21 protein-coding genes and 3 pseudogenes are annotated in these 24,461 nt (G+C 67.2%); 10 read left to right on the top strand and 14 right to left on the bottom strand.

All coding sequences use genetic code 11. The annotated features are described in order from the left end of the window. Positions 1-87 precede the first annotated feature (87 nt). Positions 88-804 carry a hypothetical protein gene (locus tag QEG98_RS07930; protein ID WP_141593424.1) on the bottom strand — a complete coding sequence of 239 codons (717 nt, stop codon included), beginning with the start codon at positions 802-804 and terminating at the stop codon, positions 88-90. Between the two features lie 36 nt (positions 805-840). Next, on the bottom strand, positions 841-4,026 hold the full coding sequence (locus QEG98_RS07925; RefSeq protein ID WP_316566280.1) for a TonB-dependent receptor: 3,186 nt from the start codon (positions 4,024-4,026) through the stop codon (positions 841-843). A 234-nt stretch (positions 4,027-4,260) separates the two neighbouring features. Here QEG98_RS07925 and QEG98_RS07920 point away from each other — a divergent pair, with 234 nt between their 5' ends. The 5 genes from QEG98_RS07920 to QEG98_RS07900 all read left to right on the top strand — a co-directional run bounded on the left by QEG98_RS07920 (position 4,261) and on the right by QEG98_RS07900 (position 7,515). Continuing rightward, entirely contained in the window at positions 4,261-5,016 is a 756-nt protein-coding gene (locus QEG98_RS07920; RefSeq protein WP_316566279.1) for a TonB family protein, read from the top strand. A gap of 71 nt (positions 5,017-5,087) precedes the next feature. Further along, complete coding sequence (locus tag QEG98_RS07915) at positions 5,088-5,771, top strand: MotA/TolQ/ExbB proton channel family protein (RefSeq protein WP_090484460.1); 684 nt, start codon at positions 5,088-5,090, stop codon at positions 5,769-5,771. 125 nt (positions 5,772-5,896) lie between these two features. Next, entirely contained in the window at positions 5,897-6,313 is a 417-nt protein-coding gene (locus QEG98_RS07910) for an ExbD/TolR family protein (protein ID WP_090484462.1), read from the top strand. Beyond that, positions 6,313-6,813 (top strand): biopolymer transporter ExbD, encoded by a 501-nt coding sequence (locus QEG98_RS07905; RefSeq protein WP_316566278.1) that lies wholly within the window; start codon positions 6,313-6,315, stop codon positions 6,811-6,813. The genes QEG98_RS07910 and QEG98_RS07905 overlap by 1 nt, the downstream gene beginning before the upstream one ends. A gap of 78 nt (positions 6,814-6,891) precedes the next feature. Next, positions 6,892-7,515 (top strand): DUF2378 family protein, encoded by a 624-nt coding sequence (locus tag QEG98_RS07900; protein WP_090484466.1) that lies wholly within the window; start codon positions 6,892-6,894, stop codon positions 7,513-7,515. Here the strand turns inward: QEG98_RS07900 and QEG98_RS07895 are convergent. Continuing rightward, a complete protein-coding gene (locus tag QEG98_RS07895) occupies positions 7,416-8,090 on the bottom strand; it encodes a hypothetical protein (RefSeq protein WP_316566277.1) in 675 nt (224 codons plus the stop codon). The two genes, QEG98_RS07900 and QEG98_RS07895, sit on opposite strands and share 100 nt — an antisense overlap. Positions 8,091-8,287: 197 nt before the next feature. On the opposite strand from QEG98_RS07895, the gene QEG98_RS07890 reads away from it, so the two are divergent. Further along, the gene (locus tag QEG98_RS07890) at positions 8,288-9,931 is read left to right on the top strand and encodes a YifB family Mg chelatase-like AAA ATPase (protein ID WP_316566276.1); all 1,644 of its coding nucleotides are present in this window, start codon (positions 8,288-8,290) and stop codon (positions 9,929-9,931) included. A 15-nt stretch (positions 9,932-9,946) separates the two neighbouring features. Here QEG98_RS07890 and QEG98_RS07885 read toward each other — a convergent pair whose 3' ends face one another. Next, positions 9,947-11,332: an NAD(P)/FAD-dependent oxidoreductase gene (locus QEG98_RS07885; RefSeq protein WP_316566275.1), complete on the bottom strand. Its 1,386-nt coding sequence runs from the start codon at positions 11,330-11,332 to the stop codon at positions 9,947-9,949. 293 nt (positions 11,333-11,625) lie between these two features. Here QEG98_RS07885 and recA point away from each other — a divergent pair, with 293 nt between their 5' ends. Beyond that, complete coding sequence (gene recA / locus QEG98_RS07880; protein ID WP_316567848.1) at positions 11,626-12,654, top strand: recombinase RecA; 1,029 nt, start codon at positions 11,626-11,628, stop codon at positions 12,652-12,654. Here recA and QEG98_RS07875 read toward each other — a convergent pair. From QEG98_RS07875 to pssA, 4 genes and pseudogenes are all read right to left on the bottom strand, one after another. After that, entirely contained in the window at positions 12,651-13,160 is a 510-nt protein-coding gene (locus tag QEG98_RS07875) for a DUF1285 domain-containing protein (protein WP_186817702.1), read from the bottom strand. The genes recA and QEG98_RS07875 overlap by 4 nt on opposite strands. A gap of 57 nt (positions 13,161-13,217) precedes the next feature. Further along, the gene (locus tag QEG98_RS07870; protein ID WP_316566274.1) at positions 13,218-14,750 is read right to left on the bottom strand and encodes a hypothetical protein; all 1,533 of its coding nucleotides are present in this window, start codon (positions 14,748-14,750) and stop codon (positions 13,218-13,220) included. After that, positions 14,747-16,009: pseudogene (locus tag QEG98_RS07865) on the bottom strand (CinA family nicotinamide mononucleotide deamidase-related protein). Before QEG98_RS07865 ends, QEG98_RS07870 begins: the two are co-directional and overlap by 4 nt. 111 nt (positions 16,010-16,120) lie before the next feature. Continuing rightward, positions 16,121-16,986, bottom strand: a pseudogene (pssA, locus tag QEG98_RS07860) (CDP-diacylglycerol--serine O-phosphatidyltransferase). Positions 16,987-17,079: 93 nt separating this feature from the next. Between pssA and QEG98_RS07855 the strand changes: the two are divergent. After that, entirely contained in the window at positions 17,080-18,243 is a 1,164-nt protein-coding gene (locus QEG98_RS07855) for an alpha/beta fold hydrolase (RefSeq protein ID WP_316566273.1), read from the top strand. A 40-nt stretch (positions 18,244-18,283) separates the two neighbouring features. Here the strand turns inward: QEG98_RS07855 and QEG98_RS07850 are convergent, their stop codons facing one another. Then, complete coding sequence (locus QEG98_RS07850; protein WP_316566272.1) at positions 18,284-19,546, bottom strand: hypothetical protein; 1,263 nt, start codon at positions 19,544-19,546, stop codon at positions 18,284-18,286. Between the two features lie 678 nt (positions 19,547-20,224). On the opposite strand from QEG98_RS07850, the gene QEG98_RS07845 reads away from it, so the two are divergent. Then, positions 20,225-20,494, top strand: a complete 270-nt coding sequence (locus QEG98_RS07845) for an HU family DNA-binding protein (RefSeq protein WP_002635502.1) — start codon at positions 20,225-20,227, stop codon at positions 20,492-20,494. A gap of 65 nt (positions 20,495-20,559) precedes the next feature. Here QEG98_RS07845 and QEG98_RS07840 read toward each other — a convergent pair whose 3' ends face one another. The 3 genes and pseudogenes from QEG98_RS07840 to ltaE form a co-directional block, all read right to left on the bottom strand. Continuing rightward, the gene (locus tag QEG98_RS07840; protein WP_316567847.1) at positions 20,560-20,853 is read right to left on the bottom strand and encodes a M23 family metallopeptidase; all 294 of its coding nucleotides are present in this window, start codon (positions 20,851-20,853) and stop codon (positions 20,560-20,562) included. Next, positions 20,798-21,451, bottom strand: coding sequence for a hypothetical protein (locus QEG98_RS07835; protein WP_316566271.1), 654 nt, complete (start codon positions 21,449-21,451; stop codon positions 20,798-20,800). The genes QEG98_RS07840 and QEG98_RS07835 overlap by 56 nt, the downstream gene beginning before the upstream one ends. A gap of 169 nt (positions 21,452-21,620) precedes the next feature. Beyond that, positions 21,621-22,645, bottom strand: a pseudogene (gene ltaE / locus QEG98_RS07830) (low-specificity L-threonine aldolase). 29 nt (positions 22,646-22,674) lie between these two features. Here ltaE and nth point away from each other — a divergent pair. Further along, entirely contained in the window at positions 22,675-23,430 is a 756-nt protein-coding gene (gene nth / locus QEG98_RS07825) for an endonuclease III (protein WP_141257836.1), read from the top strand. Here the strand turns inward: nth and def are convergent. Together def and QEG98_RS07815 are read right to left on the bottom strand one after the other, a co-directional pair. Next, positions 23,384-23,917, bottom strand: a complete 534-nt coding sequence (gene def, locus QEG98_RS07820) for a peptide deformylase (protein ID WP_090484493.1) — start codon at positions 23,915-23,917, stop codon at positions 23,384-23,386. The two genes, nth and def, sit on opposite strands and share 47 nt — an antisense overlap. An 89-nt stretch (positions 23,918-24,006) precedes the next feature. Continuing rightward, positions 24,007-24,426 carry a hypothetical protein gene (locus tag QEG98_RS07815; RefSeq protein WP_316566270.1) on the bottom strand — a complete coding sequence of 140 codons (420 nt, stop codon included), beginning with the start codon at positions 24,424-24,426 and terminating at the stop codon, positions 24,007-24,009. Positions 24,427-24,461: the final 35 nt, after the last annotated feature.

Genomic DNA, 24,461 nt, shown 5'->3' with positions numbered 1-24,461 from the left:
TCAGCCACTCCCATGTGGGGAGAGACCGCCGGGGCCGAGGTGCGCCACCCAGGTGGGGTGGCGCGGTTCAGCAGACGACTTGTTCGACTACTTGAACGACGGGACCTGGTTCGTCGGGACGCAGCAACCCTCAAGGTCAGGCTGTGCGAAGATGCCGCAGTAGACGCCCATCACGCACGTCGCGTTGAAGTCCGGGTTCAGACCAGAGCCAGGACCGCAGTTCGTCTCAGCGGTGCCAACCTCAGGGTCACAACCGACGGCCGGCCAGAGGGCGTTCATCACGTACTTCGAGGTGCAGCCGTTGTTCGTGTAGGTCAGCTCGCCCGTCATCTGGGTGCCCGGAGCCGAAGGCGCCGAGTACACGCGGACATTGGAGTACTGGTACACGATCTGGTTCGCCGGGGAGGCCACGTTGACGCGAGCCGCCGGGAAGCTCGGCGCGTTGCAGAAGTCCTCGCCGTCGCGATCGGTCGCCAGGTCGCCCAGCGCGGTCTGCTCGCTCTGGTCGGTGGTCTCGTCCGCGGTGCCACGGCTCGCCAGGCCCTGAGGGCGGAGGGCGAGCTTCGCGGTACCGTCATCGAGATTGATGTACCGGTACACACCCACCATCTCCGCGGGCGGAGCGACGGTGTCGCACGCATTGCCAGCGGCATCCCGAGGGGCCTCCACCTGCTCGTACTTCACGGCCCAGTGGGGAGACTCCTGCACGAAGCAGCCGACTTCAGGCTGATCGAAGCTGCAACCCGTCAGCAGGCTTCCCGTGCCCAGGAGAACCAACGCAGTTTTCACGATGTTCTTGGTCATGTGACTGATGTTCCGATTCCGTGATTGGGCCTGGGATTAGAACGTGTACCGGATGCCGAAGCGGACCTGACGGGGCGCCTGGTACGAGGTCGGGTTCTTGAAGTTCTTGTTCACGTCGCCGTCGACAGTGCCGAAGGGCTCGTCACGCTGCGCCTCATCCTGGAACTCCACGCGGCCCGGGAGGTTCTCCAGGTCCGCAGGCGTGCCACCCGGGATGGGCTTGATGTCGCGCAGGGTGTACGTCTGGTCGACCGTGTTCACGCCCTGGAAGTTGAAGAGGTTGAACACGTCCAGGGTGAACGACACCACGCTGTCCTTGCTGACGCGGTAGTTCACGCCAATGTTGGAGTCGATGGTGTTGATCCACGGCGTACGGCCGCCAGCGCCACGGGGGAGGACGAAGGACTCGTCCTGGAGGTAGGCCCAGTGGCTGCCCCAGTAGTTGATCGGCGTACCCGAGTTACCGCGATAGGAGACACCCACGCTCGCCGACAGGGCGTTCGAGATGTTGAACTCCTTCGCACCGAAGACCTTGATCTGGTGCGTGCGGTCGAACGGCAGCAGACCCGTGCGGTTCTCCAGGAGCTCGATGAGGTCGAAGTCCGAGAGGATGTTCGGGTCGAGCTGGCCCGTCTCAGGACGGAACAGACCGGGGTAGTTACCGTACAGGCGCGACCAGGTGTAGTTGGCCTGGGCGAGCCAGCCGTCGGCGAACGTACGGTTCAGGTAGACGGTGACGTTGTCGTAGTTACGAACCGGCGTCGGGAACTCACCAGCGAAGCCGCTGCCAGGGTTACCGAGGAAGTACGTGTTGCCGTCGTCGCGGCTCATGTCCTCGATGACCGAGTTCATGTCCTTGTGCGTGTAGCTCGCACCCAGGCGGGTGTTCGCCAGCACTTCGTACTCGGCGCCGACCACGATTTCGTCGGACGACTGGGCCTTGAGGTCCGGGTCGACCGGCGTGCCGGCTGCCGTGCCGCCCGTGTAGAAGCGGTTCACGTTGCGGCTGCTCTCCGGGATCGCGAGCAGATTGCCGTCACCGGCGCAGGTGGCCTGCTGGCTCTCGAAGCTGGACGGGTCGCAAGAGGTCGCCGTGCCCTGGCCGGGCTCCGCGAGCGAGCGACGCGCGCTGATGCGGTTCTCACCCGGGAACGCGCGGTCCATCAGGTTGAGCGGGACCTGCTCGTAGTAGCGAGCGAAGTTCACGAACACCTTCGCGCGGCCGTTGGCGAACGGGTCGACGATGGCACCGATACGCGGCGACCACTGATTGCCGAGCAGCAGCGAGAGGTCGCCGTTGCCGCCGTAGAGCGCCTGCACGTCGTACCGGACGCCCAGGTTCAGGGTCACGCGGTTCGCGATGGACCAGGAGTCCTGGAGGAAGCCACCCACCGTGGTGCTGGTCGTCTTGGCGACCTGGGTGAGCTGCGTGACCGCGGAATCCGGTCCCGTCTGGTAGCCGTAGCGACGGGCGTCGCTCAGCGCCGGGCCCTGGGCCGCAGTCCAACCAGACGTGGCCTCCTGGTAGTACACGCCGCCGCCGTAGGCCTTCACCTGGTCGAACGACAGCAACTCGACGTCCACGCCAGCCTTGAACACGTGGGTGCCCAGCGCGTTCAGCAGGTAGGTGGCCTTCGCGTTGGCCTGGTAGCGATCCAGCGTCTGGTCGCTCATGAAGGCAGGGCCACCCACCGCGTAGCCCGTCACCGGGCAGCGGATCAGCTGCTCTTCGGGCGTGCTGCCGCAGGCACCCTCCTGCCCGGCGGGCAGGGACTCGAACAGGGTCAACGGGCGCGGGTTGGTGTAGACCATCCGCGAGTAGCCAGCCAGGCCCGTGCGGTCGCCCAGGTTGCTGCCGTCACCCGGCAGGGTGGACGCGGTCTGGTGGAACCAGCCGAGGTTCGCATCAACGAGGACCTTCTTGTCCGCGAAGGCACCGGCGTACTTCAGGGCCATCGACGTCGTGTTGGCCTTCGTCTCCGTGAGACCGAAGTCACCCGGACGGGAAGCCAGCACGCCCGGCAGGCCTCCCGACTGGGGATTGACGCTCAACTTCCCGAGGCCACCCGTCGAGGTCGGCGTGCCGTTCAGGGCGAACGACACGTTGTGGTCCTGGTTGATGAGGTACGTCAACTTACCCATGTACTGAATGGTACGGGAGTCGGCGTAGTAGTTCGTGGCCGAGCCGGGGATCGGATCCGCGACCGAGAAGTCGGTCTCGTCCCGGATGGGGTTGCCCGCGTCATCGACGCGCAGCGCGTTGAGCGTGCGGGTGTGCTGGTAGCGGGTGAACGACGGCGCGAAGCCGGCGAAGAACCACAGCTTGTCCTTGAGGATCGGACCACCGAGGGTGGCGCCGAAGTCGCCCAGGTTCTGCAGCTGGTTCTGGCCGGTGATGACCGTGCCCTCTTCACGAACCTGCTTGCGGGTACCCTCGAGGGTGCCCGGCGTCCAGTTCGCGAACACGGAGCCGTGGAACTCGTTGGAGCCCGACCGGGTGACCGCGTTGATGACGCCGCCGGTGGACCGGCCGAACTCCGGCATGTAACCGCCGGTGATGATGTTCACGTCCTGCACGAACTCGATGCTCAACGGGCTGGCGTTCACGCCGAAGGCCGGGTCGTTCGTGGACAGGCCGTCCACCACGTAGCCGTTCTCAGGCGAGGTCGAGCCGTTGATGGACACGCCGTAGTTGTCGTTCTGGGCGCCAGGCGCGAGCTCGGCCAGGGACTCGAAGGAGCGGGTCGCGCCGCCCTTACCACCCGGACGCGCAACGGCGATGCGCTTGATGAACTCCTGGTCGACGTTCACGCCCATCGTCGTGGAACCCACGTCGATGGTCGGGGGCGCGCCGACGATCTCCACCACCTCACCGAGCGCCTCGGGGAGCAGCTCCACGTTGACGCGGATGGTGCGGTTGAGGCGCAGCTGGATGGCCGAACGCGCGTACGGCTTGAACTGCTCCTTCTCGAACCGCAGGGTATAGTCGCCGGGGGGCAACTGGGGGATGCGGTAGTTACCCTGCGCGTCGGTGACGACCGTCTGCTCACCCTGAAGGTTGGGCGAGGTGGCGGTCACAACGACGTCAGCGGCAGGCTGCCGACTCTGAGCGTCGATCACCGTACCGATGATCGTGCTCGACTGTGCGAAAGCCGCGGATCCGTACAGCAGACCTGCGGCGACAACAACTCCGGTTTCCCGGAGCACTCGGTTCAAGTGCATACCAGACCCCTCCAAGGTGGGCTGCAAGTGAAAATGACCCGGGAAAATATCCGAGGTCGAGCAGTTGTCAATAGACCGTTGCTTTTTGGTAACCAGTGGGGCAATTGCGCGATCACGCCCCGTCCGTCGACCGTGCTTGCTTGAACCTGGAACGCGTTTCTGTATGGTAGCGCGCCCTTTCATCCGGGCGGAGCGTCGCCAATGGGTGTCCACTGGTGAAGAGGAGTCTAGTGCATGTTCGATTCAGTCCTTGACCGTGGTCAGGGGCCCAAGTCGCGATTCGGCGTCGGGGCTACTGTCTCGGTTATCCTCCATGTGGCGCTGTTCGGCCTCTCCATCTGGCTGTCGACGCGACCGCCCGTCGAGGAGGAGAAGGAGATTGAGGTCACGCTGAAGGCGACCATGGCACCGCCTCCGCCGCCCCCTCCTCCTCCACCGCCTCCTGCCTCTTCGAGCAAGCCGAAGACGCAGCCCAAGAAGCCCAAGAAGCCGGACGCCATCGTCCAGCCGAAGGAGATTCCGAAGGAGGTCCCGAAGGAAGTGGAGCCCTCCGAAGAGCCTCCCGCTGAAGCAGAAGAGGCGAGCGAAGAAGCCGTCGAGGGCGGCGTGGAAGGTGGCGTGGTGGGCGGCGTCGTCGGTGGCGTCGTCGGTGGTGTGATTGGCGGCGTGGTCGGCGGCCAGCTTGGCGGGACGGGAACCGACGTGCTTCCGTTCGGTGCGGGCATGACGCGGCCGGAGAAGCTGTCTGGTCCTCAGCCCGAGTACTCTCGTGAGGCGCTCGAGGCTCGCGTCCAGGGAACGATGATCGTGAAGTGCATCGTCACCGTGGAAGGTCGAGTGGAGAACTGCCGGATCATCAAGCCCCTGCCCCACATGGACCGGGCCGTCCTGGACGCGCTGGCGTCGTCGCGCTACAAGCCGGTCACGTTCCAGGGCCGTCCTGTGCAGGTGGACTACACCTTCACCCTGAACTTCAAGCTGCCGCGCTGAGTCCGGGCGCGTCGTCTAGAGGCGTATTGCTGACTACCCCGCGCTCGTGAGGAGGAGCGCTCAACCCAACCATGCAATTCACTCTCGCAGAAATCTGGGATCACACGGGCCTCTTCGCCCGTATGATCATCTTCACCCTGGGCATCATGTCCATCGCCTCGCTGGTCGTGTTGGCGGAGCGCATGATCGTCTTCCGCAAGACGCGGTCTGACAGCCGCAACTTCGCCGCGAAGATGGGTGCCATCCTGGCCAAAGGCGACCTGAACACGGCCGCCAACACCAACCTGGGCAAGGATGTGGGCCACCTGGGCCGGGTGATCAACTCCGGACTGACGGCGTACCGGATCAGCCCGAACAACAAGGACGTGGCGGTGGAGTCGGTGGCGCGCGCGCTGGAGCGTCAGGCGCAGCGTGAGGTCCAGAGCATGAAGCGCGGTCTGGGCCTGCTGGCCACGGTCGGCTCCACGGCGCCGTTCGTCGGTCTGCTCGGTACCACGATGGGTATCGTCAACGCCTTCCAGCTGATGGCGCAGGCGGGCTCCGGTGGTCTCGGCACGATCTCCGCCGGTATCGCCGAGGCGCTCATCACCACGGCCTTCGGTCTGCTCGTGGCCATCCCCGCGGTGATGGCGTACAACTTCCTGCAGGGCTGGGTGGACGCGCGCTCGGTGGATATCTCCGAGTCGTCCAACGAGTTCCTGGACGTGGTTGCCCGCCACCTGGGTGGTGGCGCGCACTCCTCGAACGCCGCCTGAGCCGTCCCGGGCGAGTCGGGGACGACCCGATGCCCTTCACGGTGACCCTGTCTCCAGCTCTTCTTCGGGGCGCTGGAGGCCCACCGTGAAGGCGGGCACCTCCTTACCAGGAAACAGGTAAAGACATGGGAATGTCAGCAGGCCCCAAGGGGAGCGTCAAGAGCGACATCAACGTCACGCCGCTGGTCGACGTGGTGCTGGTACTCCTCATCATCTTCATGGTCGTCACCCCGATGCTCCAGCGTGGCAAGTCCGTGGAGCTCCCGAAGGCCACCGAGATCGAGAAGGAAGGAAAAGGGAAGGAATCCGACCCGCTCATCCTCTCCATCACCCCGGACAAGAAGGTGTTCGTGGAGAACGACCAGGTGGATGAGAAAGGGCTCCAGGAGAAGCTCACCGAAGAGATGTTGAAGGATCCAGGCAAGAAGATCCTGCTCAAGGGCGACAACGCGCTCAGCGTTGGTGACGTGCGCAAGGTGCTGGACGTGGCTCGCAAGTCCAAGGCCAAGCAGATCTCCCTGGGCGTCGAGGAGAAGAAGTAATGGCCGGCCGCAAGCAACGACAGTGGGTCAAGCCCCAGGCGCAGCCGAACTCGGAGATCAACGTCACGCCGCTGGTCGACGTGGTGCTGGTGCTCCTCATCATCTTCATGGTCGTCACGCCGCTCCTTGAGAAGGACATCGTGGTGCGCGTGCCGGACACCGAGGTCGAACAGGAGCCGACGCCTCCCGACCCGGACGACCAGCAGTTGGTGGTGCAGCTCGACAAGGACGGTGGCTACTCCATCAACACGGAGAAGATTGCCCCCGCCGACTACGTGACGCGGCTCAAGCGCATGCTGGCGGCCAAGAAGGCGGACGACAAAGTCGTCTTCTTCATGGCGGATGACGCAACCAACTACGGGCGGCTCATCACCGCGCTGGACGGCGCGAAGGCCGCTGGTGCGAAAGTGCTGGGCATGGCCACGGAGCTGCCGCAGAACGCCATCATCCAGGGCACGTCGGTCGATACGCCGGCCCCGCCCCCCGCACCCACGCCCTGAGACTCCTCTTCCGGAGCCTACGCTCCGGGTGGGTACGTGGTTCACATCGAGAAGCTCGTCGGCTAGAGTTCACTCCTCATGGCCGACGAGCTTCTCATTTTTGAGCAGACCATCGAAGCCCTGTTCCTGCGGGCACTGCACGGGCGCCTGACGCCTGAATGCAAGGCACGCCTGCGGCAGGCAGGGCTCGATGTGGAGCAGAAGCTCCGGCCAGCCTACACCTTCGACGCGTGGATGACGTTCCTTCGCATCACGTCGGAGGAGCTCTTTCCCCAACTCCCGCTCGAGCAGGGCACCTGGAAGCTGGGAGAGGCCTACATCGAAGGCTTCCGCGAGACGATGCTGGGACGCGCCGTCCTCTCATTGCTTCGCGTGCTGGGGCCCCGCAGGACGCTGATGCGGGCCACGCAGAACTTCCGGGCTGGCAACAACTACACGGAATCCAAGCTGCGTGAGCTGGGGCCCACCCAGTTCGAGCTCTGGATGAACGAGGTAGGCCCCTACCCTGCCTTCACCGCGGGCATCATCCACGCGGGGCTGCGGGTGGCCGGTGCGCAGGACATCGTCATCGAGATGTCCGGCTATGACGGCCACGCCTGCGTCTACCGAATCAACTGGAACGAGGCCTCGGTCTCTTCCGGTGTGGCGGGCAGCGGAGACTCCAAGGCCGCCAGGAGGTCGGGGTCCATCAGCTCCCTGTAGATGAACTCCGCCAGCAGGCCCGTCACCATCCAGATGGGCAGGATGTAGAGCGAGGTCATCTGCCAGAGAATGGCGCCGGTATCCGCGTAGTACCAGATGCGGTATCCCGTGAGCCGCTCCAGCATGACGCCGGAGAAGCCTTCAAAGAGCAGGATGACCACGCCGTACACAGCGGCTCGCAGGCCCGTGTACTGGTACAGCATCCAGCGGTAGAGCGGCTCGATGAAGAAGAAGCACGCCACGCCGTAGATGACGAACATCCACAGCGAGCACTGTCCATACGCCGTGGAGATGGGCGTATCCCAGATAGCGTTGAGCCCCAACCGGTCGTCCACGCGCCATTGGAAGCGGAAGAGCGCCTCCAGCAACGGCACGTGCTGGGCGATGCGCACCAGGTTGTAGAAGAAGATTTCGGCGCTGAGCCCCACCATGCCGTAGAGGCAGAAGCGGAACACGCCAAACGCCACCTTCATCCGTTGGCCACGCTTGATGTCCGCCCGGCGGATACGAACCTGCCGGCGCTGCTGAACGACCCCCGATTCCACTGCGGCATTTGCCCCCATAGCGTCCCCCAAGGTGGGTGAAACGCTACTGGACTCGTCAGGGCATGGCTAGCCCTGGCTTCACAAATACCACGGGGCTGAAACTCAAGCTCCCGAGGCTGGGATGGGCATCCGTCGGCGCGGATTGGCGAGCGCGGGCCTACGCCTGGGGTGGGACCCGGTACGTGCATTGCTCAAGGACTTCGCGCGGCACGGCGAGAGGACGGGACATGTTGGCGAGGGTGCGGTCGGGGGCGTTGATGGGTATCGACGTGGTGGTGGTGGAGTGTGAGGTCGACATGGCGCTCGGCCTCCCCTACTTCAACGTCGTGGGGCAGGCGGAGGGCGCGGTCCGGGAATCGAAGGTCCGCGTCATCTCCGCACTGAAGAACACGGGCTTCGAGCTTCCCCAGAAGCGAATCACCGTGAATCTGGCGCCCGCGGATCTGAAGAAGGAAGGCGCGGCGTTCGAACTGCCGATTGCATTGGGCGTCCTAGCGGCGGCGAAACTGATGGATGAAGCCCCGCTGGAACGGCTTCTCTTCGGAGGCGAGCTGTCCCTGGACGGCACGCTCCGCCCCATCAAAGGAGTGCTTCCGTTGGCGGTGGCGGCGCTCAACGGCGGCTTCGAAGGCGTCATGGTGCCCTGGGCCAATGCCGCGGAGGCCGCGCTCGTCGAAGAACTGCGCGTCTTTCCCGTGAAGACCCTGCGGGAGGCGGTCAACCACCTGACGGGGGCCTGCAGCATCACGCCGTACACGCGGCAACGTGAACCCAGTCTTCTGGCGCCCACTGGACAGGCGCCTGACATGTCCGATGTCCGCGGGCAGGCCGACCTGAAGCTCGCCCTCGAAATCGCCGCGGCGGGGGGCCACAACGTCTTGATGTCCGGGCCACCGGGCTCGGGGAAGACGATGCTGGCGCGGCGCCTGCCCGGCATCCTTCCGGAGATGACGTTCACCGAGGCCATGGAGGTGACGAAGGTCTACTCGGTGCTGGGCTTGCTGGGTGAAGGCCACGCGTTGATGCGCGAGCGCCCGTTCCGCGCGCCCCACCACACCCTCTCCGACGCGGGCCTGGTGGGCGGCGGCCTCTCGGCGAGGCCTGGCGAACTCTCGTTGGCGCACAATGGCGTGCTCTTCCTCGACGAGCTTCCAGAGTTCCGGAGGAACGTGCTGGAGGTTCTGCGCCAGCCCATGGAGGAAGGCGTCATCCACCTGGCACGCGCCAACCAGAATATCACCTATCCCTGCCGGGTCATGTTGGTGGCCGCGATGAACCCCTGCCCTTGCGGCTACTACAACGTCCCCAGCCGCTCCTGCACTTGCGGCGAGCAGCGCGTCTTCGACTACATGACGCGCGTGAGCGGGCCCCTGTTGGACCGCATCGACATCAGCCTGCAGACGCGCCCGGTGGAGTATCACCACATGGCCCGCTCGACGGTTCAAGAGCCCTCGAGCCGCTACTACCGCGAGCGGGCCCAGGTCGCGCGGGAGCGTCAACGCGTCCGCTATCGCGATGAACCGGGAATCCACTGCAACGCGCAGCTTCCCGCGCACCTGCTGCGCCGGTACTGCGCCATGAGCGAACGGGCCGAGCACATGCTGCAGCAAGCGGTGCGGATGTTCGGCCTGTCCGCGCGAGCCCATGACCGCATCATGAAACTGGCGCTCACGCGGGCAGACCTCGAGGGACGCGACCGCATCGAGCAGACCGACATGCAACTCGCCATCAACTGCCGCATGCTGGACCGGCGAGGGGCGATGCAAGGCAAGCTTCACGGAGCCCGCCCTGTCCCTCCGCCGGAGGACGCCGCCTGGCGGAACGCCGGGCCCTCCGGCAGGGCCAGCCCGCTGGAGGATCTGGATGGCTGAGGGCCACCGCGCGCGTCAGTGCGTCACGGGCGTCGCAGGCTCCGCGTGAGACGCCGTCGTCTGGATGCGGGGCTCCGGGATGGACGGTGTCTGCCCACCCTCCGGCAAGGCGTGGGTGGGCTGGAGCCGGTCCAGGCGGGGCGAAGGGCCCGTGATGATGCGCGCCGACTTGCCAAACGTCAGGTACGAGTAGGCCCAGTTGAGCAGCACCGCCAGCCTGCTGCGGAAGCCGATGAGGAAGGTGATGTGGATGAGCAGCCAGGCCATCCAGGCACCGAAGCCCGCCTGCTCGAAGCGGCGGAAGGCAATGCCCACCGCGTGGCCTCGGCCAATCACCGCGTAGGAGCCGCGGTCCCAGTACGAGAAGGGCTCCATCGGCTTGCCCTGCAACTGGCGGCGAATGTTGTGGGCGGCGTGCTTGCCTTCCTGCATGGCCACGGGAGCAAGGCCTGGCACCGGCTTGCCCTCCGCATCCTTGAGCAAGGACAGGTCACCGACGACGAAGACTTCGTCGTGGCCCGGCACGGTCAGCTCAGGAGTGACGAGCACGCGCCCAGAGCGGTCGAGTTCGACGCCCAACGACTTCGCCACCGGCGATGCCGCCACGCCCGCAGCCCACAACACCGTCCTCGCGGGGATGAACTCCTGCCCGATGAAGACCCCTTGCTCGGTGATGTTGGTGACCCGAGCTCCCGTACGGACCTCCACCCCCAGCTTCTCGAGTGTGCGGCAGGCCTTCTGTGACAGGTCATCCGGATAGACGGGCAGGACCTTGTCCACGCCCTCGATGAGGATGATGCGCGCGTCCCGCGGATCGAAGTTCCGGAAGTCGCCATGAAGCGAATGCCGGCTGATTTCCGCCAACGAGCCCGCGAGTTCCACCCCCGTGGGTCCGGCGCCGATGATGACGAAGTTGAGTAGCGAGCGGCGAATCTCCGGGTCCGTCTCCCGCTCCGCCAGCTCGAAGGCCACCAGGATTCGCCGGCGAATCGCCAGCGCGTCCTCGATGGACTTCAGGCCGGGGGCGAACTGAGCCCAGGCGTCATTGCCGAAGTAGGAGTGTGTGGCCCCTGTAGCGATGACGAGGTAGTCGTACTTCAGCTCTCCGTCGGAGAGCAGCACGCGCTTGCCAGCGGTATCCACGCCCGTCACTTCCGCCAGCACCACCGCCACCTGATGGTGCCCCAGCACCGCCCGGAGCGGCGCCGCAATCTCGCTGGGACTCAGCGTCGCCGTGGCGACCTGGTAGAGCAGAGGCTGGAACAGGTGGTGATTCTGCCGGTCCACCATCGTGACGCGCACGGGCGCCTTGTAGAGATGGCGGGCGGCGTAGAGGCCGGCAAAACCACCGCCGAGGATGACCACGTGGGGCAGGTCTTCGCGCTTTGATTTCGGGCTCACGCAGGGAAGGTCATACCCGTCCAGCCCATCTTCAACGCAAAGCGCCATGCGCCATGCCGCCAGGCGTGGGCTCCCATGCTTGTTTCTCATCCGACTGCGGGAGTGGCACGCGCACACTCCACGCTCCCGGACACACAGCCACGTACCCGGACACCTGTACTCCCGTCTCACAGGAGGAGGAGCGGGCGGCACAGGTGTTGCTCACCTGTCTGCCCGCTGCGCTGGTGGCGCCATGACGGCGTCCCTGGATGCGCATCCAACACAGCAAGGGCGGCGAGGGAGTGACAGACGCGATGAGCAAGCTGGCGGAGAAGCTGAAGGCGGTGGCGGCGGCGGTAGCGAGCATCGAGAAGCAGTTCGGACGAGGCTCGGTGATGGCGTTGGGCGGGGAAGCGCGCGAACAGAGGGTCGCCGTCATCCCCTCTGGCTCGGTGGGAGTGGACCGCGCGCTGGGCGTGGGCGGCTATCCCCGGGGCCGTGTGGTGGAGGTCTTCGGGAACGAGTCCTCGGGCAAGACGACGCTCACCCTGCATGCGATTGCACAGGTGCAGGCGGCGGGTGGCGTGGCGGCCTTCATCGACGCGGAGCACGCGCTGGATGTGTCCTACGCGCGAAAGCTGGGCGTCCGGGTGGAGGAGTTGCTCGTGTCGCAACCCGACACCGGCGAACAGGCGCTGGAAATCACGGAGCACCTTGTGCGCTCCGGCGCGGTGGACCTCATCGTCGTCGACTCGGTGGCGGCCCTGGTGCCACGGGCCGAAATCGAGGGCGAGATGGGGGACGCGCACATGGGCGTCCAGGCGAGGCTGATGAGTCAGGCGCTGCGCAAGCTGACGGGCGCGGTGAGCCGCTCGGGCACGTGCATCATCTTCATCAACCAGATTCGGATGAAGATTGGCGTGATGTTCGGCAATCCGGAAACCACCACGGGTGGCAATGCGCTGAAGTTCTACGCATCCGTGCGGATGGAGATTCGCCGCACGGGCAACATCAAGGACGGTGATGCCGTCGTGGGCTCGAAGGCGCGCGTGAAGGTGGTGAAGAACAAGGTCGCCCCGCCCTTCCAGGAAGCGGAGTTCGACCTCATGTATGGCAGCGGCATCCACCGCGTGGGGGAAGTGCTCGACCTCGGCGTGGCCACGGGCCTCATCGAGAAGTCGGGGAGTCACTTCAGCCTGCGCGGCGAACGCATCGGCCAGGGCCGGGAGCGCGCCGCCGAGTGGCTGCGCGAACATCCCGACGTGCTGGAAGCGCTGGGCAAGGAGATTACGGGGACTTCCGCCCTGCCCTCCTCGCCCGCGCCGGTAGAGGTCGCGGCCTAGACGGAGGACGCCAACGCGTCCAGTTCGACTGGGACGGCGAGCTTGCGCTGACCGACATTCAGCACGAGCCCGCCGTCGGGCCCTTCCTCCAGGAGCTGTCCGAGTTGGTACTGAGCGTCGCGCGAGAGGCGCGCCTGGGCCCGCCCCTGCTTCACTCGGCAGGACAACACGCCGTCCGCGTCCAGATGCAGGCTGGCGACGTCCAGCGCCTCGGCGGTGCGGTCGCTCAGACGCACAGACACCCGCTCGTCGGGGGTGACGTCTACGGTCCGGACCTCATAGGCGGCGCCTTCCACCTGGATGAAGCACCAGTCGTTGCCGATGCGGAGCTGGTAGCGGTCCGCGTCATCCAGCACGAGCGAGGCGTTGAAGAGCTCGATGATTTTGGGATGGAGGATGGGCTCGTCGTCGTGCCACCAGCGCATCCTGGCGTCGAGGCGGATGCCGCTGTCCTCACGGGTGTGCCAGCGCTTGCCGGGAGGCGGCTGTCCAGTGGGTGGTTGCATGACGTCTCTCATCTGCGCGTGGAGCGCGAAGGATTCAAGCCCATGAAACGGGGTGCGCTACCAGTTCCGAACAAGTTCCGTGTAGCCGCGAAAAGCCACGGCTCCCCAGAAGTTCACCAACACGCCAAGCGCCACCGCGGCCATCACCGCCCGATTCCGCAGGGACCACCCCCCCAATGCGAAGAGCAGGAGGAGGTAGGGCGTGTAGTCGAGGCTGAACCGGAAGCCGAACTGCATGTAACCGGTGTTCTGATAGAAGAGCCCGGGCAGCGCACACACCGCCACGGTGAGCCACACCGGCCAATGCAGGCGCGGGCGCGTCTTCGGCACCAACAGGAAGACGAGCAGCGGCAGCGTCAGCAGCAGCGTCAGCCCGTGCGGGTCATAACCCAGCTTCAGCGGGGACAAGGACACCGAGGGCAGCTTGAGGAAGGCCGCCTCCAGATTTCGTGGCAGGTACTCCCAATTGAAGAGCCCCGTGCGGTCGATGTCCGCGTTGACGCGGTTGTTGAAGAGGTACGCGTGCCCGAACTCGCTCAGCCGGCCGTAGCGGTAGACGTTGTACGCGGCAGCGAGCCCCGCCAGCGGCGCGGCGCCCAACGTGAAGAGGCCCAGCTTCTTCGCGGCGGGCTTCCAGTTCCGCGCCAGGGCCTTGAGCTGCGCCAGGCGAGGCTCCGGCCCGGGACACAGCGCCTCCAGCACGAAGAAGAGCCCCGTGAAGAGCAAGGGCGTCCGCGTGAGCGTCGCCATGGAGAAGAACAGGCCTGCGAGCAGCGGACGATGCGCCCGGACGGCGTTGCGCACGTAGAGACAGGTGAGCGCCACGCCCATCACCTCGGCGCTGAACCAGACCTCTCCCCGGATGGCGCAGTAGAAGAACAGGGTGCCGAAGGCGAGGATGAGCGCCAGGGCCACGTTCTCGTTGCGGTTGCGCTCCGTCTCCCCTTCCTTCGCCAGGAAGCGCAGCAGCGAGAAGAAGAGCGCCACCGCCAGCGCACCGACGATGACCCCGAACGAGGTGTCGTTGAACTGGTAGCCGTGCAGCGCGACGAAGGGCAACATCACCACCGCGGGGAAGGACGGGAAGCTCACGAACCAGCGGTCCGTTGGGAGCGGGCGTCCGGTGCAACGGACCTTGTCGCCGTTCACCATGCGGACGCAGGCCCAGTCCTCCATGTTGGGCAGCACCTGTGGGTCCACGTCCAGCCGCCCCTCCATCCACGCCTGGGCCTGATAGACGAAGTGAGGCGCGGCGCTCTGGCGCAGGAAGCGCTGGGAGCTGAAGCTGGCGAGCACCACGAAGGCGACCACGAACAGCACCACCTCCACGCGGTAGGCGGACAGCCACACACGCGCGACGTTCAGCGGCAGTCCTCCCGACACGGGGGTGCCCGGTGAGGCCGCGGGCGGTGACACCGAAGGCGGGGCGGCTTCGGGCTCGGCGGAAGGGACTGGCGCGCTGGCGGCTGCGGGCCCCGCCTCCTGGTGCGGAGCGACGGGCGCGACAGCGGGCGCTCCTGACGCGGGCGGTTCGGAAGCTCCCGGCTCGGAGGAGGGCGGACGGGGGCGCTTGGACTTGGAACGGCTCATGGGGTCGCGGGCGCGGCGAGCAGGTGCTGCCGCAGCATTTCAAGCGTGTGGGAAGCAGCGAACAGGCGCACGCGGTCGCGGTCGCCGGTGACAGAGATGCGCTCACAGCGGGTGGGCACGCCAGGCGCCGACAGCGCGCAGTACACGGTGCCAACGGGGTCCTCCGGCGTGCCGCCGCCGGCCCGCGTATCCCGTCACCGACAGGCCGTAGGTCGTGCCACAGGCATCGCGCACGCCCTCCGCCATGGCCTCGGCCGTCTCGCGCGAGACAGCTGTGTGCCGTGCAAGCACGTCGGGAGGAACGCCCACCCATGCGGATTTCATCTTCTCCGAGTACACCACCGCGCCGCCGATGAAGACCTCGCTGGAGCCCGGCACGGCCGTGAGCTGCTGGGCGATGAGGCCGCCGGTGCAGCTCTCCGCCACCGCCAGCGTGGCGCCCGCCCGACGAAGCGTTTCGAGGACCACCGCGGCGTACGATTCCGAGTCCACACCGAAGAGCTTCGTGCCCAGCATCTGGCGGCACTCCACCTCCACGGCGGCGAGCGCGGCATCCGCCTCCGATTGGGAGGAGGCCTCCGCCATCAGCTTCAGGTGGTTTTCGGGGGCGTGGGTGCGGAAGCCGAACACGATGCGGGGATGCCGGGGGCCCATGGGGGCAACCGCCATGTCGAGCTCCGACTCCGGGATGCCCACCGTGCGCAGCAGCCGGAAGGCCCGGTAGGTGCGCTCGGGGCGGGCGTCCAGCGTCGCGCGGATCCGCGGCAGCACCTCGCCTTCCAGGAGCGCCTTGAACTCACGGGGCACCCCCGGAAGGAAGAACAACTGGGCGCCCCCAGCTTCATCACGACGAGTGGCGCGGAGCCCTCGGGGTTCCTCACGGGCTCGGAACCCCGGGGGACGCGGGCCATGCGCAGGGCGCTCGGGTTGGGCGACAGGCCTCGCGCGGCGTAGCGCAGGTGCAGCCAGTCGAGGACCTGGGCATCCTCCTCCAGCGGCACGCCCGCGGCCTCCGCGGCGCATTCGAGGGTGAAGTCGTCCGCCGTGGGCCCCAGGCCCCCCGAAACCACCACCACGTCCGCGCGCGATGCGGCTTCCTTCAGCGCCTGGGTGATATCCGGCCGCACGTCACCCACCAGGACCACGCGCTCCACCTTGACGCCAAGGTCGAAGAGGCGGGCCTCCAGGTACGTGCTGTTCGTGTCCGTAATGAGGCCGGTGACGAGCTCGTCACCGGTGCACAGCAGCTCGACGCGCATGGGCCGCGCATCCTAGCGGCAGCCGGACGGCTGGGCACGGACCGAAGCGCACTCAAGCCGCAACGCCCCCTGGTCTGGAAGGGGGCCGAGCGGGAAACAGCGTCCTCCAGGTCAGAGGTACGCGGGCCCGTCGTTGCCCTGGCTGGACTCCGCGTCCTCTTCTTCCTCGTCGTCGATGACCGTGGCCACCGCGACCGCGGCCACCGCGCAGGGGGCCGCCCCTTGCGAGCGGCCAGCCGGCTGCGGACCAGCACCGCCGACTCCACCAGCCCCAGCGCGAGATAGGCGCCGCAGCACGCCACCAGCACCCAGGCCGGGTGCAACTGCGTGGCGATCACCGTGCCGCCCACCACCACGAGCATGAAGGCCAGCGCGCTCTTCCGGTTGGGCCGCGTGTCCTTGAAGGTGCGGTAGCGCACCGTCGACACCATCAGCAGCGCCAGGCCCGCCACCGCCACCGACATGGGCACCACGGCGCTCTCGGCCAGGGGCTCCCCTTGCGTCGCCGCATGGTGGGAGATGATGACGGAGACCAGCATTCCGGCCGCCACGGGGATGGGCAGGCCCACGAAGAAGCTGCCACCGCCTCCGTGCGGGTTGCGTGCCGCCAGCACGTTGAAGCGCGCCAGACGCAATGCACCACAGGCCGCGAAGGAGAACGCGATGAACAGCCCCATGAAGCCCAGGGGCTCGAGCGCCCACTTGTACACCAGGAGAGCGGGCGCCGCTCCGAAGGAGATGACGTCCGCCAGACTGTCGAGCTGTACGCCGAAGTCGCTCTGCGTCTTCGTCAACCGGGCCACCCGGCCATCGAAGCCGTCGAAGAACATGGCGAAGAAGATGGCCAGGGCCGCCTGGTACAGCTGCACCGGTTCGGCGTCCCCCGTGCACAAGGTGATGGCGTAGAAGCCGCAGAAAATGGACGTGACGGTGAAGAGATTCGGCAGCACGAACATCAGTTTCCGCAACTTCATCATTCCCTCGACTTCCTCTGATGGCCGTGACTTCCCGGCGGCAGGACGGCGGGTGAACCGACCTTAGCAGGGTTTTATTTTTGAGAAGGAGGATGCATGGATGCTTCGCGGTGGGTGGTGTGGGTACTGGTCGCTGGGGTCGCACTCGTTCTGTGGAACGTCCTTTGGGTCGTGGCCGTGCGACGATGGTACCGACCCAGGGCGGAGTTGCCCCAGGTCCTCCGCGCCCGCTGCGAGGACGGATGGGAGCTGGTGATTCACGCGCGACGCGCGGCCGTGCGCCGGTTCGAGGAGCCCGTGCTGCTGTGCCACGGGCTCGCGGCAAACCGGTTCACCTTCGACTTCGAGCCCCCCTATTCCGTCGCGCACTACCTGACCGAAGCGGGCTTCGACTGCTTCAGCGTCGAGTGGCGCGGCACCGGGCACTCACGCCGGCCGCCTCGAGGCCGGAGGTACACGGACTTCACCATCGACGACCACATCCTCCAGGATGGACCCGCACTGTTGGAGCTGGCGTTGAAGGAGACGGGTGCGAAATGCGCCTTCTGGCTCGGCCATTCGCTGGGCGGGCTGGTGGGCTACGGCGTCGCGCAAGGCCCGCACGGGGAGAAGCTTGCGGGGTTGCTCGCGCTGGGCGCTCCCGTGCACTTCAAGTCGGAGCCCTTCCTGCGCACACTCATCTCCATGGGCGTCCGTGCCGCCTGGCCCGCACGCTTCCGGCAGGAGTGGATGAGCGCCAGCCTCGCGCCGTTCCTGGGCTACATCCCCCTGCCCCTGTCGGACCTGCTGGTGAACCCCAAGCACATCCCCCCGCGCATCCAGCGGCAGGTCTACGCGAACATGATGTCGTCGATGAGCCGCAAGGTGCTGCTTCAGTTCCAGGACTGGATTGAGCACGACATGTTCCGCTCCTTCGACCGCACGAAGGACTGGCGCGCTGGCATCGCAAAGCTCCAGCTTCCGCTGCTCATCATGGGTGGCAGTTCGGACCGACTGGCCACGCCGGCCAACGTGGAGTCACAGTTCGCGCTCGCCACCGCGCCCGACCGCACGCTGCATATCTTCGGCACGGACCATGGCGACAAAATGAACTACGGGCACGGGGACCTCATCTTCGGCACCGGCGCCCCGTCGGAGGTCTACCCCGTCATCCGCGAGTGGCTGGAGCGACATGCCTCCGCCCTGCCCGCCGCCATCACCGCCCCCGCTCCCAACCCAGTGGAAGAGGAGCCTCGCGAGCCGGAGCGCTCCGTCCCGTGAGCATCCAGCGGGAGGGAGCAACCGTTGCTGTCGTGCCGGTTCACTTCGGACTGGCGTGGACACAGCGCGCCGACAGGCCCCGCGTGTCTTCGGAGCGGAATTTCTTCAGGTACACCTGCGTGGCGCCCTCGCACTCCGCATGGACGAACCCCGTCTCCAGGCCACTCGCGGAGAGGGACTCCACACGCAGCTCGCCGTCTCCCAGAGCGCCCAGCGCCGTCGCCGCCCCTTGAATGTCCACGTTGGCGGCGTTCATGCGCGCCAGGGTGTCCGTCAACAGGCCCACGTACCCGCAGGCCTCCAGCTTCGCGCCCCGCAGTGACACGCGGGCGTTCTGCGCCGCGAGGACACACGCCCCCTGTGCATCGCGCACCACGACGCCCTCCACGTCCGCTTCGACCTGACGCAGGTGCAGGCCATCCCCGGTGACACCGTCCGCCGTGTGCACCCGGCGAATGTCCACGTCACGAAGCCGTAGCTTTCCACGCAGCGCCATCACCCCGTACTCGGCGGCGCCGTCCACCCGAACGCCCTGGACGTCCAGGTCCCCGCCCGAGAACTGAAGCCCGCCGTAGGCGCCGCTGTCCCGCACCACGATGTCCCGGAGCCGGACGCGTGACATCAGCAGTCCCATGCCGGCCCGAATGGCCCGCACCGACGTAAAGCGGTGCACGTCGAGCTTGCGTGCTTGCATGGCGGACACGCCGTACTCGTGCCCCGTCACGGAGACCTCATCCAGGATGAGGGTGCCGTCCATCACCGAGAAAGCCGCCGCCTGCCCACCTTCCGCGGTGGAGCGCCGCACCTCGGCGTACGCACCGTCTACACCGACCGCTGTCGCGGCACCCGTGAACTGGAGGTCCTCCAACGTGGCCCGCACGTCCGCGCCGCGCAGCCGCACGGCTCGACGGTAGGGGCCGGTGAAGGTGCTCCCTCGGATGTGGGCCTCCACGAGGGCTCCGGCATGTCTCGGGCCTTCCTGCCGCGCTCCGGCTCCCGTGGCGGCCTTGCTGTCGTGAGGTACGTGCATCGCTCCGTCCGTGTTCGACAGCACCTCGGGCTTGGACGAGGCGCCGCGCGGTGCCGATTGCTCGCCGCCCTCCGGAGACGGGGCTCGTCCGCTTTCCAGCAACACCCCCACCATGGCCGCTGGCGCCGCCTCGAACCGGCTGTCCTCCACATCCAGCCGCCCGGCCTCCACACGCACCGCTCCCGTCACCTGCCCGCTGAAGCCCACTCGCGCCAGCCGGACATGGCCGCCGTCCGTGACCTCCAACCCCCAGAGCCCACCCTGAACGACCAAGCCCGATAATTCCACACTCCCACCCACCTGAATGACCGTGCGAGCAGCACCCTCTGCCTGCAGCACCACCCCCGGCCCCTGCCCCTCCACCCGAACTCCGGGTGGGATCAGGAACGGCCCTGTGTAGCGCCCCGGGGCTACCCGCACGGTCAGGGCTCCGGGCCGCGCCAGTGCCTCGCCGAGCTGGCGCAGCGGGCGCTCACGCGAGCCGTCGCCGGCCCCGCGCGAGCCGCGTCCACCCAGAGGGTGCCGGGGGCCAGGGACGACGCGGCTGGTTGCGCCTCGCGATGCGGAGGGCTCCGACAGGCGCTGGCGAGCAGCAGGATCAAAGGCAGGAAGGTTCGAAAACGCACGCAAGCAAGCATCCTAGCGCCTTCCCGCCAGGGCTCACGCGTTCGCGATCAGCGCCCCTTCGCAAGTGATCAATATTCCAAAGACTTTCTTCAAAACACGATCACACACAGCTTTTTTCCAATTCACCGTCGATGGGTCGCGATGATGTATCGGAAGCGACGCTCCACGCTCTTCCTACGCCCGGTGTTTCAGAGGGCCAACTTTTCGTCTGGAGGCCGATTTTCCGGCTCCAAACCGCGGCCGGCATTGACAGGGAAAAGAGCGATTTGTTACCACCAGCCGGGTTAAAGCACTTCAAGGCCAGACAACGGACGGAGGGGCGTAATGACCAAGGCAGAACTCGTCGAGGTGGTGGCGGCGCAGACACGTCTCACCAAGAAGTCGGCGGCGCAGATCCTCGACATCGTCTTCACCAATATCGGTAAGGCGGTGAAGAAAGACGCCCGCTTCAGCTATCCCGGCTTTGGAACCTGGTCGGTTCGGTCGCGCAAGGCTCGCAAGATTCGCAACCCCCAGACCAACGAGATGATGAAGCTCAAGGCGTCGAAGACGATCGGCTTCCGGCCCGCCAAGGAGCTGAAGAACTCCCTCTAGGCCATCGCCAGGGATTTCGCTCAGGGGCGCCCACCCGAAAGGGGGCGCCCCTGTTGCATTGCGGGCTAGCGGCTTCCGGGCCCACGGGCCACCGACGGCACGGGCTCCGGAGGCGGCTCCGCGTCCCCCAGCGCCTCCAGCGGGTCCATGGGCCGACCGTCACGCCACAGCTCGAAGTGGAGGTGGACGCCGGTGGCCAGCCCTGTCTCCCCGGCCAGCCCCACGGCGTTGCCTCGCTCCAGCACCTCGCCGGGGTCCACCAGCACGCGGGACAGGTGGCTGTAGCGCGTCACCCAGCGCCCCTCATGCTGGACCTCCACCTGGAGGCCATGGTCGCCATTGTGGCCCGCGCGCAGCACCACGCCCTTGTCCGCCGTGTAGATGGGCTGGCCCTGCGTCGCGGCGGTCGACGCCCAGGTGGCGCCGGTGCACGCCTGTCACGGGGTGCCAGCGGTAACCGAAGAGGCTGGTGACGGACACCGGATCCACCGGCCAGGAGAAGCGCGGAAGCGCCTCCTCGGCCGGCTCGGGCGGCTGCTCCAGGCGGCGCAGCTCGGCGGTGCGCACCGCCAGTCGGCCCACGCGCAGCACCACCGCCTCGGCCAGCGAGGCCGGCATGTCGCCATAGGTGAAGCCGTCCCGCTCCAGCTCGGCCTCCAGGACGCTCTGGGCCTGCAGCAAATCACCCGAGCCGACGCGCGGCGCCGCGGGACGCGACAGGAAGCCGTCCAATGCGAAGGTCACCTGCTCCCAATTCTCCACCTGGGCGGCGGGCATCGTCCCGCCTCGCGCCACCTGCTGACGAAGGTCCTGTGCTCGCGACGCGAAGGCGGCAAGCACGGCATGCAGCTCCGGAGCCGTCTCCGGCGCGGGCGGTCGCACTCGAAGGGGCGCGGGCGCTGCATCGGGCGCGCGTGATTGCGAGGCCGAGGTGGCGTAGAGCTCCTCGAAACTCATCTTCGGCTCCGCGCCACGGGTAGCGCAGGCACAAGCTGTAGCGAAGGCGAGAACGCTGAGGCGGCGCACGGCGGTGCGAGCCTACCATGGCCCGTCCGGAGCGCTCCTTCCCCACCCCGTGTGCGCGTCCAGGGCTGTCCACTGACGCGCGTTTCACCCAGGGCTGTGCTCAACCCACGGCGCGGCGGATGCGCTGCAGGGCTTCATCAATGTCGGCAGCGGACACATCCAGGTGGGTGACGAGGCGCAGCGTCCGAGGAGCACCCGCGGGGTTCGTCAGGACCCCGTGCTGCTCCAGTCGCGCCACCATCTCCAGAGCGGACCGGGAGAACTCCGCGAAGACCATGTTGGTCTCCACCCGCGAGGCGTCCACCTTCACGCCGGGCAGCTCCGCCAGCCCCGCGGCCAGCCTGCGGGCGTTCGCATGGTCGTCCGCCAGCCGCTCGACATGGTGCTCCAGTGCATGCAGCGCGGCCGCCGCCAGGATGCCTGCCTGCCGCATGCCACCGCCCAGCCGCTTGCGCAGCCGGCGCGCCTCGCGAATGACGTCCGCGCGCCCCGCCAGGGCCGAGCCCACCGGAGCGCCCAGGCCCTTCGAGAAACACACGGACGTCGTGTCCGTCAGCGCGGCCCAGGCGGACACCGGCACGCCCAGGGCAACACCGGCGTTGAAGAGCCGGCTCCATCCAGGTGGACGGCCAGCCCCGCCTTGCGCGCCGCCTCCACGACGGCTCGGAAGCGCTCCACCGGCCACACCGAACCACCACCCCGGTTGTGCGTGTTCTCCAGCGACAGCAGGCGCGTACGCGGGTTGTGGATGTTGTCCTCGCGCACGGCCGCGCTCACGTCCTCCGGCGACAGCAGACCGCGCTGTCCTGGCAGCGGCTGCGGCTGCACGCCCCACAAGGCGGGCACCGCGCCCCCTTCGTAGTGGAGGATGTGGCTGCCTGCTTCGGTGAGCACCTCGTCGCCCGCCCGGCAATGCGCGCCGATGGCCAGTTGGTTGGCCTGCGTCCCCGAGGGCACGAAGACGGCGGCCTCCAAGCCGAGCCGTTCAGCCACCCGTACCTCCAGACGGAGCACGGTGGGGTCTTCGCCATAAACATCATCCCCCACTTCGGCTTCGGCGATGGCGCGCCGCATGGCGGCCGTGGGCTGGGTGACGGTGTCGGAACGGAAGTCGATGCGCTTCATGAATCTCCCCGAATGGGTGCGTCCAACCGGTGCTTGGGCTCGCAGCCGGTGTGACATACAACGGCGCCGTGCCTGGACGTGAGACAGTCGCCGAGAAGCGAAAGCGCGCGTTGCTGGTGATGGACCGCCTGGCCGCGGACATGCCGGATGCCCGCATCGAGCTGGACTATCGGACGCCCCTGGAGCTGCTGGTGGCCGTCATCCTCTCCGCGCAGTGCACGGACAAGCGCGTCAACATGGTGACGCCGGCCCTCTTCCAGCGCTTCTCCAACGCCCAGGCCTATGCGGAAGCAGAACCGTCGGACGTGGAGCCCTTCATCCGCACCTGCGGCTTGTACCGCGCCAAGGCGAAGAACATCGTCGCGGCCGCCCGGTCGCTGGTGCAGGAGCACGCCGGGCAGGTTCCCTTGAAGCGGGACGCGCTGGAGAAGCTGCCAGGCGTGGGCCGCAAGACAGCGGGCGTGGTGTGCATCCACCTGGGAGGCGACGTGGCCTTCCCCGTGGACACGCACGTGAAGCGGCTCGCCTTCCGGCTCGGGTTCACCACGAAGGCGGACCCGGACAAGGTGGAAGCCGACATGCAGGCCGTGCTGCCGTCGGAGCGGTGGGCCCTGGGCCACCAGCTCCTGGTGTGGCACGGGCGGCGGACCTGCTTTGCCCGCTCGCCCGCGTGTGAGCGCTGCGTCGTCGCGGACCTGTGCCCGAAGAAGGGCGTGAAGGTCCAGAAGGACGCCAGCGCTACGGAGACGCCGGCGCGCTCACCTCGCGCTCGCGCGAAGTCTTGAGGCGCTTCATCCGCTTGCGGATGAACTCGCGCTTCAGGGACGAGATGTGGTCCACGAAGACGGTGCCGTTGAGATGGTCCGTCTCGTGCTGCACCGCGATGGATAGCAGCCCGTCACAGCGCAGCGTCTGCTCCTGACCGTCCGGGTCCAGGAACTTCACGGTGACCACGGCGGCCCGGTCGACATCCGCGGCCTCGCCAGGGATGGACAGGCAACCCTCGTTGTAGGTCGTGTCGCCTTCCATGGCGATGATCTCCGGATTGATCATCGCAATGGGCTTCAGCTCCGGCTGGCTGTGCGTGGTGTCCAGCACGATGACGCGCTGGAGCACGCCGATTTGCGGGGCGGCCAGGCCCACGCCTTCAGCGGAGTACATCGTTTCGAACATGTCCTTCACCAGCGTGCGGGTGGAGTCATCCACCTTCGCCACCGGCTTGGCCTTCTGCTTCAGGACAGGGTCGGGCCAGATGAGGATCTCACGGACCATGGACGCCGTCTTAATCTCACCGGAGCGGACGGGCAACCGCTCCGGGTGGGCCGCCCTGCACTCCCGGGAGGCCGTCCGTCCGACGGGCGTCAGTCGAGCAGGCTCCGGGCGTACTCCGCGCGCAGCCGGTCGTCTCCCAGGGCCTGGGCGGCCTCGGCGAGCACGGTGCGAATCTGCTGCGCACGGTGCTGGAGCGCCGGGTCGGGATGCCCCGCGAAGCGCAGCGGGTGGAACTCGGCGGCCAGCAGCTCGTAGGCGCGTTTGACCTCCTCCCCCGCCGAGCGGGCCAGCCCCAGCACCGCGAAGTAGTCCGCGTCTTGAATCTCCTCGAACTTGGCTTCCAGGCGCCGGACGTCCAGCTCCGGCGGCAGGTCGCCCGCGTCTTCATCCGTGGCGGGCTCCAGCGAGACGAGCCCCAGCGTCCGCGCCACCGCGAGCGACTTCAAGGCCGAGTCCTGCGGCAGCCCCGCGCCCAGGAGCAGCGCCTCCAGCGTGTGCTCTCCGTCCACCTGGGACAGGAGCTGGAGGTCCCGCGAAGGCAGGC

Source organism: Myxococcus sp. MxC21-1 (genome assembly GCF_032612255.1).
Classification (GTDB): Bacteria; Myxococcota; Myxococcia; order Myxococcales; family Myxococcaceae; genus Myxococcus; species Myxococcus virescens.
Note: the sequence above shows the minus strand (reverse complement) of the source record. Positions and strands in the feature narration are given on the sequence as shown.